Origin of the sequence: Mycobacterium gordonae (assembly GCF_001417955.2) — a bacterium.
Taxonomy (GTDB): Bacteria; Actinomycetota; Actinomycetes; order Mycobacteriales; family Mycobacteriaceae; genus Mycobacterium; species Mycobacterium gordonae_B.
Genome location: NZ_LKTM01000214.1, coordinates 1 through 1,032, shown reverse-complemented (window position 1 = coordinate 1,032; position 1,032 = coordinate 1). Strand labels below are relative to the sequence as shown.

The window sequence follows — 1,032 nt, the reverse complement described above, 5'->3', positions numbered from 1 at the left end:
CCGACTCCGCCATTGGCGAACAACCCCCCGGTGCCGCCGGCGCCGCCGGCCCCACCGGTACCGGGGCCACCGCCTGCCCCGCCGGTCCCGGCGGCGCCGATCAGGGCGCCCGCATCGCCGCCGCGCCCGCCCGCGCCCCCGGTGAACGGGCCGGGCGTTCCGGCCGGGGCCACCGCCGTCCCACCGGCCCCACCACTGCCGCCGGATCCGATCAGGAACGCCGAGCCGCCGGCGCCGCCCGCACCGCCCGTTGTGACACCGGGTCCGCCGGCGCCGCCCGACCCGCCGGAACCGAACAGGATTCCGCCGCGGCCGCCGCTGCCGCCGGGGCTACCGGTGGCACCAGCCGCCCCGGAACCACCGATGCCGCCGTTACCGAACAACCAACCGCCGTCGCCGCCGGCCGCTCCGGTGCCCGCAATTCCGTTGCCGCCGTTGCCGATCAGCGGGCGGCCGGTGATGGCCTGAACGGGTGCGTTGATGCTGTTCAGGGCCTGCTGCTGCATGGCGTGCATCGGGTTGGCGGAGGCGGGCGCGTTGAAGCCGTCGAGACCCAGCAACTGGCCGCCGATGCCGCCGGCGCCGGCCTTGCCCGGAGTGGTGCCGGTGCCGCCGTTGCCGCCGTTGCCGCCGTCACCGATCAGCCCGGTACCGAACCCGCCGCCGGCCCCGCCGGTGCCACCCTTTCCGCCGGCTCCGGTGCCGCCGCTGCCGCCGTTACCGCCGTTGCCGATCATGCCGGGGGCGCCACCGGCACCACCGGCCCCGCCGTTGGTGCTGCCGCCCTGGCCGCCGGCGCCCCCCGATCCACCGGAGCCGTTGAGCATCCCGGCATTGCCGCCGGCTCCTCCCTTCCCGCCGTTCGTCGCGCCGAACCCGCCGGCGCCGCCGGCCCCGCCGTCGCCGAAGAGCATCCCGGCACTGCCCCCGGCGCCACCCGCCCCACCGGTTCCGCCCGGCGTGACGCCCTCTCCACCGATGCCACCGGCGCCGCCGGCGCCGAGGCTGAGCATGCCCGCGTTGCCGCCCGTC

Annotated in this window: 1 pseudogene; it reads right to left on the bottom strand. The window is 78.5% G+C overall.

The features are described 5' to 3' along the window. Positions 1-1,032: pseudogene (locus AO501_RS38120) on the bottom strand (PE family protein); the annotation flags it as partial.